Here is a 12,123-nt window from a genome sequence, read left to right as displayed (position 1 = left end):
GACATGGCCGTGTGCCGGATGGTGCTGGTGGCGATCCTGGACGTGCGAGCCGGCGCCGCAGTCCACGAAGTCTCGGTGTAACCGCCCGCCTGCCCTGCCGACTCCGGTACCCAATGACCGGGCCGAACGCCTCACGGCACGCGCGTGGCACGTCCAAGCGCCCAGGGTGCTCACCCAGCACCGCGATTCCCGTGCGCCTGGAACACCCACCGCTGGGACATTCGGCCAGCACACCGCCGGTGACGCCACCTATCTGCGTGACCCTTCGGCCTGTCTCGGCGCGGTTGCTTTGCGCGCGGTAGCCGATGGCTAGGTCCAGCCGCCCGCACCGCACACCCACCCGCACCGAACGCCGCATCATCAAAATTCGGCTGCTGCGCCGATGGGGACCCGCCCGCATCGCCTACCTGCTCGGACTACACCCCTCCACCGTGCACCGCGTCCTGGCCCGCTACCGCATGGCCCGGCTGCGATGGCTCGACCGAGCCACCGCAGCACCGGTCCGCCGCTACGAACACCCCCCGCCAGGCGAGCTGATCCACGTCGACATCAAGAAACTCGGTAGCATCCCCGACGGCGGCGGCCACCGCACCGTGGGGCGTCGCGCCGGCGCCCGCAACCGCACACGCACACCCGGAAAAACCTTGCGCAGCAACGGCAAAAGCCATGTCGGCTGCAGCTACCTGCACAACGCCGTCGATGACCACTCTCGCCTGGCCTACAGCGAAATCCTGCCCGACGAACGCAAAGAAACCGCCGTCATGTTCTGGCGGAGGGCTCGAAAGTACTTCGCCGCCAACGGGATCACCGTCGAACGAGTCCTTACCGACAACGGTTCCTGCTACATCTCACAGATCTGGAGAGCCGAGATGCGGTCTATTAGGTGCAGCCGATCCGCACCCGGTATGCCACCGCCGTTCAAACCCACCGGCATAGCCACCCTCCGTCAGCTTCGCGGCCGGGAGCATGAATAGGGGCCGCTGACGATGTCAGTGCGCGGATCGTCGACGGGGCGTTTTCAGGACTGGTCGCTGGATCCGTCGATGAGGATTTGGTGGCTGGTCTTGATCAGCCAGCCCAACCGGGACTCGGCTACGAGAGGATCGAGGAACAGCGGCTACCGAAAGATCTTTTCTGGGATAGGGGAGCCTGCGGTGTGGTCAGGTTCCCCAAACCCTTCAAACGGTCCCACGGCCGTCTACCGAATATCAGTCGCCGACAACGTCCGCGGCGGTGCACTGAGTGCATGCACCGCACCGAGGGATGCCCCTATGCCGGCACCGATGGCTGCGATCGGAACCTCCATTAGGGCCGCACCGTAAACGGCACCTATGGGTCCCGCTGCAAGGCCGATCGGCGCAAACGGCAAGCCGATCGCTGTGCCCATCATGCCTCCGACGACCCCACCGAACAGCCCGAAGGGGCTCGCCGCTACTGCGCCCGCCGCTGCGCCGACGACGGCGCCGCCAATGGTTTCTCCTGCGACGCGGTCGGACCGGCTGCGCTCCATTCCGACTGAGTCGAGGAAGGTTGCCGTGCTGGCCTCAGCTTGGGCGGCGCCATCGTTGAGCTGGATTGCTTGCTCCCGATTCAGCCACTCCGGTGAATCGACTTGTACGTCGCCGAATCGCAATTTGCCTGGCGGAGGCGCAATTGGCGGCACTGGAGCTACCGGCACGGGCGGATGCAACGCTCCCAGGGGAGCGAGGTACTTGTTCTCCGGCATCGGCCGCGCCCACTGTAGCGAACTCAGCGTGTTATCTGGAATCCGAAACCCCTGGTACGGATGTACGTTGGGTACTTCAGCTGCAGGCCACTGCGCCGGCTGGTCCGATCGAGGTTGGTTGCCCCAGATCCGGTCAGGCTGTGGTCCTTCAGACTGAGTCTGGCCGGGCCGAGACGGGTCGGGCTGACGTTGGCCCTGTTGAGAATGGTTGGACTGGGCGACATTGGTGTTCTCGGTGTACGAGGCGTTCGCGAGCCCGGTTCCTGCCAGCCCGAACGCCACTGGAACTGCTCCCGCGGCAACCAACGACACAATTTTGTATCGGTGCAGGTGGGGAGTTCCATGTTTGCCTAAGCCCATAGATCGCCTTTCATGTGGAAAAAGATTCAACCCCCCACATCTGTTAACAAACGAGCTACGGAGATGCGCAAGGAGTGTAGCTACTCGATTGCTTTCTGTTACCTCCTTGTCGGTTCGGCTCATGGACTCACCCGCAAGCCATCCGACTTCCGGCATTCCCCGCCATGTGGGACTGCCAACCTTCATCGGATGTCGGCGGACTCGGTTGATGCTCGATAAGCCTTTCTATTGGTGCCCTCGTTCTATCGCAAGTGTAATTCTCGTACGGGTCACGCCTCGCTGACTTGAGCTGCTGCGGCTTCGGCACGCATGGACTGTCTCAGGCTTTTCGGACGCATATCAGTCCAGTTGTTCTCGATGTATTCCATGCAGGCGCTTCGACTGTCCTCGCCGAACGCTCGACGCCATCCGTGCGGGATATCGGCAAAGCTTGGCCACAGGCTATACTGTTCTTCATCGTTGATCAGAACGGAAAACCGGCCATCTTCGCCGTCGAATGGGTTCGTGCTCATCTCACCTCACTGTATACCGGCATTGTGTGCGAATGTATGTCATCCGCCCTCCGCTGTGGAAGTTCGGGCAAATCAACTGGGCCTGCCGACGATCTGAACAGTAGCGACATTGTCTGCGTCGTGCATCAGGTGGTTGGAATCAGGAAAATAATCCCGGGTACGTACACGCTATGTACGTACCCGGGATAACCCGATTGGCGCCACCAGCAGTTCTCCGTCCGCGCGAGTCGACATCCCCGCAGACCATACCTGCGAACCGCACCTGTTCTGTACCACGCGGCGCACGGATGGGAACTGACCGGAAATCTATCCACCGTGAGCCAGGACGTCAAGCACTGCCGCATAGCCAGCGTGTCACAGGGCTTGTTCGTGACAAATCGGGTAAATGTGAATATTGGGTCACTGGGTGCGTGCTATAGGCGACTAGTTCGACGAGAATCGCCCCCATCCGTGACTACCGTAGCCTCGAACTGCACATGGTGTTGCTGGCGGATCAAAGCATCCGAAAGGTAAACGCTTCGTGCAGCATGCGACGTCGCAGTAGGAGAAACGCGGTCAGGAAGTACGCATCAGAGCGTTCGGTGCGGCTACCATCATCCGGAATGCTGGCAGCCGCCCCGAGCCGTGTCCCGGCGAGTGCGCATCGGAAACGATCGCTTACGGCGGACAGCCTGCATGGACAACACCCGCTTACGCCCACGCGTAGCACCCTTTCTCCGGCCACATTGGCAACAACATGGTCGTCGACGCAGGTCTCCTCGAGCAGAGCAATGCGGATGCTCTGGCCGTCGTCGACCCCGACTACGAAAGGTTCACCAGCGTATGCTGACCACCCCCCTCCAGCGGCTGCGACTCGACGATGACAGGATGGTGATTTGCACGAGTCCAGCCGAGGCGCGCATGTTGTGGCGCGAGACGATGGCGACGAACGGTTTCTATCGACACGCCGCCGCCCGCCTACGGCCCGGAGAGATCGTCCTGGATATCGGTGCGAATATCGGACTCACTGCAATGATGCTCGCCGAGGCCTGCCCCGGAATTCGGATCATCGCTGCCGAGCCCGTGCCGACGATTTTCCACTGTCTGCAGCGCAATATGGCCGCTCATGTGCCTCATGGGGTGTCGCTGCAGGTTGCGGTCGGCGCTGTGCCAGGAATTATGCCGTTCACTTGGTATCCACGGGCGTCGGCCAATTCCGGCCTATATGCCGACCGCGAAGGAGACGGTGAAACAACTAAGATCTTTCTGCGCAACAGCGGCCTAGATGATGAATCAATCGAGCACATCACTGCCGGCTTGCACGACGGCGAGCAGATCGACGTGGCGGTGACTACGGTGTCGGCAATACTGGCCGAGCACGCCCCCACCGCCGAGATCGGATTGCTCAAAGTGGATGTGGAGCGGGCGGAATTGGATGTATTGCGCGGCATTACCGAGGTGGACTGGCGCCGCATTCGCGCCGTTGTGGCCGAGGTTCACGATACTGATGGCCGCCTGGCCCAATTCTGCGACTTGTTGGGCCGGCACGGACTATCCCCGCACCGAAGGCAAGATCCAAGCTTGACCGGAACCGAACTGCACGAGATCTACGCTGCCCGGCCATTGGCCAACTGACCCGAAGGGGCTGCAGGAGTAGCGGCGGATCTTGACCTAGGTCAGACTGGCTGAACCTGAAGTTCGGCAGACCTCCGATTGTCTTTAAAAGTCAAGCGACGGCTCCTTCGGATGGTGCGGCGGCTGGGTGGCTGAAGGCTTTGATCGGATCGAACGGCTCTCGGGATTGGAGGCAATGACGGAGCTGGCCGAGCATTTTGTTGAACAGATGTCGCAGTGCCACCGGGTGCCGGACTCCGGGCGCTCGATGGCGTTGGCAGTGCCCGCGCGCGGGGTCGCAGCGGGATGCGGCAGCGAACGCCCAAATCCAGCCAGCTGCCGCGAGGCGGTCGTTCTTGATGCGGCGATAGGTGATGGAAATCGACTTGCCCGAGGCACGGGTGACCGGTGCGGATCCTGGTAAGCCTTGAGTGTCCGGTCGGTGGCGAATTTGGTTCTGTCCTCGCCCATCTCGGCCAGCACCCGGGCGCCGGTGAAGTCGGCCAGGCCGGGAAAGCTGGTGATGATGGCGTAGTCGGGGTGCTTGCGGAATTCCTCGGCCGCGGTCTCTTCCAGGTCATCACAACCGGTCCAGGCGATGTCCAGGGCCGCCAGCAGCGCCAGGGCCTAGCGGCCGAACGCCTTCTCCACCAGCTCGGACTGACGCAGTTGCAAGTGCCGAAGTCCGGCGAGGATCTCCGCGGCCAGGGCGTCGATGCCGCGCTGGCGGTCAGCGCGGCGCAGCGCGGCGACGATGCGGGTCTTAGTGGCTTAGCGAGGTACGCCGGGGTGGGCACGATGGCCAGGACGGCGCGGGCCTCGGGCTTGGCGAGGTTGGTGGCCGACTTCCCGGCGAACACCGCCAGGAAAGCTGGAAAGTATTCGCGCAGCAGCGATCGGAGTTCGTTGCCGGCATTGGTGCGGCGCCAGACCGCGTCCTGCTCGGCGCGGGCCAGTACCGAAATAGCTTGGGCGCGTTCGCTGTCGGCGGGCAGGCGGCGGTGCAGGTGGGCATCGACGCGCAGTATGTTGGCCAGGGTCGCCGCGTCGGCGTGGTCGGACTTGGCCCGTGCCATGCAGTGACGTTCGCAGTAGCGGGCCACGGCCATCGGGTTGATCTCGAACACCAGCCGCCCGAGGCGCGCAGCGCGGCGACCATCAGCCCTTGCGGGGTTTCGATCGGGATCAGGATCGGAGCGTGGTGGGTGTCTCCGGCTTCGGCCAGCAGCTGCATCAGCTCCGCGAAACCAGTTGGTTCGTCGCCGATGCGGTTCTTCACAACCAGTCCTCGTTCGCCGGGCCCATCGGCGCATGGGGCCACAGGTGCTGGAGGCGGTGTGCTGCGCGCTGGCCGGGCCGCTGGCCCTGAAGAGGTGGAGGGTTGGAGGGTTCCTACTACCGCGCGATGCGTATCGCCGCGGTGGACGGGTTTCTTGCTGGCACGCCGGAAACGGAAGCAAATCGCCGCCGGCTCGCTGCTTCGACGAACGCTAAGGGGCAACCAGCGAGGATTCTCAGGCCAGGGTTGTGACGCTGACGGAGACGGGGGCTGGGCAACAGTTGCGGTGCGGACGAGTAATTGGTCGAAATGAATCGGTATTGCCCGAAGCCGAAAATCTGCCCCTGGAACCAATCCGCGACGCGTCGCGGAGCGAATAACGTTAAGGTGTCCGCGGATTCGCCCGGGCGTGCGGGCGTTAAGGGGTGACACCATGTTGGACAACCGGTTGCCTGTCCGATTCGTGATCAATGATCGGATCTGGTAGCCGGCGCCTGTCTCATACGAGACAGCACAGGTTGTCGTCGAATCATTCGAATCAGAAGGAGAACTCATGCTGTTGGATGTCGTGAGCGCCTTGCTCAAGGGAGTCGTGCAGGTCTTGGGCGCGCTGTTGTCCGGGGGCGCCTGATCGCCGTCGGCCCCGGGGCGGACGATGCGGCGTCCGCCCCGGGGCCGTCGACCGGTTGTTCGCCTGTGTGTCGTGCAAGGTGAATCAGGTAGTAGCGATGGTTTTTTTCGCGTCAATGTAAGGCGGGAAGATTGCGCGCGCGTTCTTGGCTGGTCGCCGTGATCCGGGGTACGGCCACCACGGTGACAGCACTGATCCTGGCCGCAGCGGCGTTCGGTGGGGCGCAGGCTGCACCAGTAGTTATCGCCCCGCCGGAGCAAGACTGTCCGAGCCTGTATGTCCTCGGAGTGCAGGGCACCGGCCAATCGTCACCCGAAACCCTGCCGACCGGACCTGATACTGGGATGCTGGGCGCGGCCCTGGGCCCTTTGCATGCGATCGGCGAACATCTGACGGCGCATGCATACGTGCCGTACGAGGCGGGTTTCGGTGGCGCGGTACCGGGCGGCAGTGTGCCCTACGCGGAATCGGTCCGCGGCGGCCTGGAGCGTCTGCGGTCGATGGCGGCGGCGGTACTGGCACGCTGCCCGCGCACCGAGCTCGGATTGGCGGGGTATTCACAAGGGGCCCATATCGTTTCGATATTCGCCCGGCAGATCGGCACCGGTTCGGCGGCGATCCCGGCCGACCGTGTCGCTGCGGTCGCATTGCTGGCCGACCCTACTCGCGGACCGGGCGCGGCACTGTTCCCTGGTGCACCCGGCCGAACCGCACCCGCTCCCACGCCAGGCACCACCGGAACCGACGTATCGGGACTGCGCGTCGGCCTTCTGCGGGTCGCCGACGGCGAAGGGATCGGGCCCGAACGAGACATCACCTCCGATTTCGGGCTGCTCACTGGGCGGGTGGCATCGTTGTGCCTGCCCGGCGACCTAGCCTGCGACGCACCCCGCATGCCACTGCTCCGGGTACTGGTCAACATCGCCGGACAAGCCGAACTGAACCCGGCCGATCCGATAGCGACACTGACCTCGATACAACAGGCGGTTCACACCACCCTCACCAATACCGTCACCGAACTGGTCGACCACGATCTGCGCGGGTCCACCCTCGGCACCCTGTCACTGACTCCGGGATGGTCGCTGAGTCAGCGCCTCGCCCAGGCCTCCGACCCACGGGAAAGTCCCGACGCCCGCGAGGCCGCGATGAAGATTGGCACCGACACAGTGAATTCGCTGCTGGTGCTGACCGGCCGGATCCTCACGACAGCCGACGTAGCGGAGATCGCTGCCCTCGCCCCGATCAACCCGCCGGCCGCGATGACGTTGCTGGGTGAGAAATTCATGACCGCAGGACATCATCGCGTATCACGCACCGCAATGTTCCATCTGATGACGGATATCTTCGACGCGCTCGCGCAACTGGCGGACGACAGCGGCCAGTTACTCGACACCGGCATTTGGTCTAAATACGTCGACGCCGTCGATCAGCATGGTGCCTACCTATCCGATGCCTTCACAACCAGCGGACAACCCGCGGTCGGATTCATTACCGACTGGTTCACCGCCGTGGCCCACGACCTTGTCTCTCACCGCCTTCCACTCCCGATACACGCCGCTTCGCCCCGACTCACACCAACTGTGCCCCCAGCACCGCTTTGCCCCGTCACCAGACCCACCGACCCGCTCTTCCAGTCCGCCCCCGCGCCGATACCGCCGACCGACTGGACCAGCAGCGATCCCAGCACCTCACGCATGGCGGTGCACACCCGCGAACTTGATCGCGACGCGGCGTGGGTGCTCGTCCTGGCAGGGATTGCCGCCGTCGCTTACACGGCTAGCGGCGCACACACCCGCAAACACCCCGATCCGGTGCAGCAGGGAACACCCACACCGACCGGCCCGAGCACACCAACACACACCCAACCCAACCTCGTCTCGGTGAACACGCCCGAGGTCATCATCCACAGAAGGAACACATGATTCTCAGACTTGTCGGAAGCCTCGTCGGTGGTCTACTGGACCTGGTGATCAGCCTGCTGATCCCCTGAGGTAAGCCACGCCCATCCCGCATCAACGCGGTGACCCGGCCGCAGGGACTGTGGAGTCAGCACGTTCGCCGCACGTCTGCCGGTGAATGTCGATATTGTCGACCGCCGTGACCGACGGGCCCTAGAAACTTGAATGAGCCTGCAGAAGGAGCGGCTTCAACCTCGGCATCACAGGCAACCCGGCATCGTCAGCAGAATCGACCGCGAGCCGCATTGCCTCGAGGAAACCAGCTTCTTGATGGGGCCTGCCGCATCCTTCTTTGCCACGCCGTCGAGCTTATGCAGGCAGAGGTCAGCTGGTCAGCGAACTGCGGGGTCAGGTAGCCGTGCAGGAAATCCTATCCGATCCCGAATATGGTTGCGCGGAAACGGTTCCCGCCCGACTGATGTTGGACGAGCAAAGCTGCGAGCTGGTTGGCCGCTGCGATGCGCAGCTTGTGGTCGCCGCACTGACGGGTCAATGGACCGTCCCAGATTTGGGCCCACTGCGGTTGCAGGTGTCGAATTCACGGCCCGTCGGCGGGTTGTTTGATCGGCGCGTGCACGCCGATGCCGGCGCCTCGTAGCCGCCGTCGGTCCAGGGCCGGCAGATTGCAGTTGGGCGACAGCCCAATACAACGCTGCAGGACCTGTGCAGGACGGCGACCGCATCGTGGACCGAGCCGGGTTCGACATCGGCTACCCGCACCGCCCGAAAGTAAGCGGGGCCAGTTATTGACTGGCAATGCGATATCCGCTGGATATCGGGGCGGGAGGTGTTGTGATATTCGTAATGTCCAAAGGGACGCGATGCTTCGACGATGGAGGCTCGATGAAACCGCAGTACGTATATCGGTGGGTCAACAATCACGCCCTAATCCGCCTGTTTAAAAGGACAACGCTCCGGCGCGGTGACCTGTTCGCGCGGTTGAACGGCAGCGCGGAGGGTATCGAGAATCCGTACGCTTTGATCGAGGAGATGCGCGGGGAGGGCGGGCTGCACCGGGCCCTTCCGGTATGGATCACCTTCGATCACGGTATGGTCCGGGAAATTCTGCGCGACAACCGTTTCGGTGTCGGCGTGCCGACCGTATTCGGTGCACTCCGGCCCGTGCGGCGCGCGCTGGAACGCCGACCCGTCCCACCGAACCCGGCGGATCCGCCGTCGATGCTGATGATCGACCAGCCCGAGCACACCCGGATGCGCAAACCGGTCACCGCGGCCTTCACCCCGCATGCCGTCGCCCGACTGCGTGACAGGATCGAGACAGTTACCGAAGAACTACTCGCGGCGCTTCCAGACGATGGGCCCACCGATCTGGTGGCAAAATACGCGGCGCAGGTGCCCATCGCAATCATTTCCGAGATGCTCGGCTTCCCGGACTCCGACCGCGAGATGTTCCTGCGCTGGGGCGACGACATCAGTCCGTTGTTCGACCTCGGGATCTCCTGGCGAACACACCAGCGGGCGATGGAATCTTCGGAACGGGTGCACCGGTATCTCATCGAGCACATCGAGCGCCTCCGCGCCGAACCTGGCGACGACATCCTTAGCAGCCTGGTCACTGCGGGCGATCTGGAGACCTACGAACTGTGCGCATCGGCGACCCTTCTGATGGCGGCGGGCTTCGAAACCACGGTCAACCTGATCGGCAATGGCATCGTATGGCTGCTGGGCCACCCCGATCAGCTGGACCGGTTGCGCGCCGAGCCGCAACTCTGGCCCAATGCAGTGGAGGAGATCCTCCGGATCGATCCGCCAGTGCAAACTACCGCTCGCACCACCCGTACAGCGCTCGAGATCGGCGGTGTTCGGTTGCGCAAGGGGTCAACCGTGGTGCTGTCGCTAGCCGGCGCGAACCGTGACCCGGCCGTCTTCACCGACCCGGCACGTTTCGACATCACCCGGGACAACGCCAAAGGTCATCTGACCTTCAGCAGCGGCATCCATGTGTGCCTCGGTGCCGGTCTGGCCCGTATGGAAGCGGCGCACGCCCTGCGCTCACTGTTCGAAAGGTTTCCGGACCTGCGATTGACTGATCCGCCCACCCGGCGGCCGCTGTTCACCCTGCACGGTTACGAGCGCCTTCCCGTCCACACCGGTCCGCGCGTCCGCGGCCACCAGCCCATCGGCTGCACCCCAGCTGACCACGTGTTCGCAGGCCAGAAGCAGGGGTTCGCCACCGACGCATAGCGACAAGTCCCGGGGCCTTCGGGGAATCGACAGTACGGCGGCCGATATGGCAGTCGTGCCCAAATTCAGTGTTCACAAATTCGCAGCAACGCGTTGCGTAGGTAGATTGCATTTGGGAGTCGACCAATCCGATGCGACTCCGGGTACGAATGTCAGGCGTCAATATTTCCAGGTACGTCGTTGCCGTTCCTCGGAAGGAAGGTCGTTATGGGTGCGGGCAGGCACAGAGCAGTGAACCGGAATCGCATTCGAGTCGGCACCGTGGCGACGATGGGTGCGGTACCGCTGGCGTTGGCGATCATGGGAACCGGTTACCGCGAACGCTGGACCTTCGCAAGCAGGTCAGATAATTCAAGGAGAACAGGTCGCCCAGTCGGGCGGGGACATTCCAAACCTCCGGCGGTGCGAACTGGCCGACACCGCCAAAAAAAGCCTCAGCTCTCTGCAGGTGGGGGCGACCACAGACACACATCGGCTACCTTGCGCCGGTCGGTCAGCTACATCTACCCGCTCAGGTTGCACCCTTGCCACCGATCGCGCCGCCACCCGGCAAGATCCGCATCGGCGATGTCGTGGTCGACGCTCCACACTGGCTCGACAAAGGCCTGGTGACTCAAGTCAACGATCAGTCGGCCAGAGATATTGTCAAATCCTGTGGACGAGGTCGGTTCAGGCGACTTCTGTTGCGCCTGAATGGTCTTCGTCGTTTCGGTGTGATGTCGATCGGTCGTTCGAGCAGCCTGCCTTTGTGGAACAGGGCGCCGTTGCGGACGAGCGCGACCAGGTGCGGGGCGTTGACCGCGCGCCAGCGGGTCTGGGCTGCTTCGATCAACTTGTAGGCCATGGCGAGCCCAGCTGCCCGCGAGCCCGGTCCCTTGGTCACTTTTGTTCGCAAACGAACTGTCGCGAAGGTTGATTCGATCGGGTTCGTGGTGCGCAGATGGATCCAGCGCTCGGCCGGATACCGGTAGAACTCCAGGCATCACCGGTGATCTTGGCGACGGCCTTCGGATACTTGGCCCCGTAGTCGATCTCGAACGCTTTGATCGCGAGCTGCGCTTTGCAAACAGGTACTCAACCAGGCACTGCAGCAGCTGCCGTGGCAGCCCGGCTACCGAGTCGGCCGGAAAGTGCTGGTGCGCACCGATTCCGGCGGCGGCACCCACGAATTCACCCAGTACTGCCACAACCGGCATCTGCAGTATTCGGTCGGCTTCGGGCTTACGCAGATCACCGCCGCCGCGGTCGATCTCATCCCCGCCGAGGCGTGGACCGAAGCCTGCGACGCCGACGGGAAGGTGCGTGATGGGGCGTGGGTGGCGGAGCTGACCGGGCTGATCGACCTGACCGGCTGGCCACCCGGCATGCGCGTCATCGTGCGGAAAGAGCGCCCGCACCCCGGTGCGCAGTTGCGGTTCACCGACCGCCACGGCCTGCGGTTGACTGCGTTCGCCACCAACGCCCGCCGCGGACAGCTGCCGGATCTGGAACTGCGGGCCGGCGCCGCTTAGGGAGGACCGCATCCGCAATGCGAAAGACACCGGCCTGGCCAACCTCCTTTTGCAGGGATTCGACCAGAACCGGATCTGGATCGAGATCGTCTGCCTGGCAACAGAACTCACCGCCTGGATGCAGATGCTCGCCCTGGCAGACCACCCCGCACGCCGCTGGGAACCCAAACGGCTTCGGCTGCGACTGTTCTCCAAAGCAGCCCGCGTCGCCTGCCACGCTCGCCGAACCCACCTCCGGTTCTCCGCCCACTGGCCCCACACCGCACTGATCCTGACCGCCCTGGCCCGCCTCCACCCTGACTGTCCAGCACAAACCCCACTTACGACACGAAAGGCCAATCAACCCCG

General features: G+C 63.6%; 6 protein-coding genes and 3 pseudogenes. 5 read left to right on the top strand and 4 right to left on the bottom strand.

Translation table 11 applies throughout. The features are described 5' to 3' along the window. Positions 1-311 precede the first annotated feature (311 nt). Positions 312-911, top strand: a pseudogene (locus ABH933_RS43415) (DDE-type integrase/transposase/recombinase); the annotation flags it as partial. Between the two features lie 287 nt (positions 912-1,198). Here ABH933_RS43415 and ABH933_RS43410 read toward each other — a convergent pair. Both ABH933_RS43410 and ABH933_RS43405 read right to left on the bottom strand, forming a co-directional pair. Then, entirely contained in the window at positions 1,199-1,726 is a 528-nt protein-coding gene (locus ABH933_RS43410) for a hypothetical protein (RefSeq protein WP_429428645.1), read from the bottom strand. Positions 1,727-2,355: 629 nt separating this feature from the next. Continuing rightward, positions 2,356-2,598, bottom strand: a complete 243-nt coding sequence (locus ABH933_RS43405; RefSeq protein WP_429428643.1) for an MbtH family protein — start codon at positions 2,596-2,598, stop codon at positions 2,356-2,358. Between the two features lie 822 nt (positions 2,599-3,420). On the opposite strand from ABH933_RS43405, the gene ABH933_RS43400 reads away from it, so the two are divergent. Next, positions 3,421-4,212: an FkbM family methyltransferase gene (locus tag ABH933_RS43400; protein WP_429428641.1), complete on the top strand. Its 792-nt coding sequence runs from the start codon at positions 3,421-3,423 to the stop codon at positions 4,210-4,212. Between the two features lie 41 nt (positions 4,213-4,253). Here the strand turns inward: ABH933_RS43400 and ABH933_RS43395 are convergent, their stop codons facing one another. Further along, complete coding sequence (locus tag ABH933_RS43395; protein WP_429428647.1) at positions 4,254-5,267, bottom strand: IS110 family transposase; 1,014 nt, start codon at positions 5,265-5,267, stop codon at positions 4,254-4,256. Positions 5,268-6,232: 965 nt separating this feature from the next. Here ABH933_RS43395 and ABH933_RS43390 point away from each other — a divergent pair. Both ABH933_RS43390 and ABH933_RS43385 read left to right on the top strand, forming a co-directional pair. Then, entirely contained in the window at positions 6,233-8,023 is a 1,791-nt protein-coding gene (locus ABH933_RS43390) for a cutinase family protein (protein WP_429428639.1), read from the top strand. A gap of 879 nt (positions 8,024-8,902) precedes the next feature. Beyond that, positions 8,903-10,264 carry a cytochrome P450 gene (locus ABH933_RS43385; protein ID WP_429428637.1) on the top strand — a complete coding sequence of 454 codons (1,362 nt, stop codon included), beginning with the start codon at positions 8,903-8,905 and terminating at the stop codon, positions 10,262-10,264. A gap of 669 nt (positions 10,265-10,933) precedes the next feature. Here ABH933_RS43385 and ABH933_RS43380 read toward each other — a convergent pair. Further along, positions 10,934-11,326, bottom strand: a pseudogene (locus ABH933_RS43380) (transposase); the annotation flags it as partial. 8 nt (positions 11,327-11,334) lie between these two features. On the opposite strand from ABH933_RS43380, the pseudogene ABH933_RS43375 reads away from it, so the two are divergent. Further along, positions 11,335-12,067 (top strand): annotated as a pseudogene (locus ABH933_RS43375) (transposase); the annotation flags it as partial. Between the last annotated feature and the right edge of the window lie 56 nt (positions 12,068-12,123).

This window comes from Nocardia sp. GP40 (assembly GCF_050434125.1).
GTDB classification, from domain to species: Bacteria; Actinomycetota; Actinomycetes; order Mycobacteriales; family Mycobacteriaceae; genus Nocardia; species Nocardia albiluteola.
The sequence above is the reverse complement of the archived record's forward strand: the minus strand, read 5'-3'. Positions and strand labels throughout refer to the sequence as shown.